Consider the following 217-nt stretch of genomic DNA (forward strand, 5'->3'; position numbering starts at 1 on the left):
TTGGATCTGATTGCGCAGATTGTGTCCTACAGTTTAGCGTTGCTGATGATAAGGATTCGATTCCTTTAAGCCATACCCCTTTGGTATGCTTCATCATGATAGTTTGAAAGAACTGTTGTTGTAATAATTAATAATTCATCATTAATAATTATTGAAGTGGAGGATAACGGATTCGAACCGTTGACCCCCTGCGTGCAAGGCAGGTGCTCTAGCCAGC

The 217-nt window shown here is 41.0% G+C and carries 1 tRNA gene (only partly in view); it reads right to left on the reverse strand.

Annotated elements, in window-relative coordinates:
* Window positions 1–157: 157 nt before the first annotated feature.
* Window positions 158–217 (reverse strand) — tRNA-Ala (locus tag BUE76_RS15990); it runs 32 nt beyond the window's last position.

It is taken from the genome of Cnuella takakiae (assembly GCF_001953305.1).
GTDB classification, from domain to species: Bacteria; Bacteroidota; Bacteroidia; order Chitinophagales; family Chitinophagaceae; genus Flavisolibacter; species Flavisolibacter takakiae.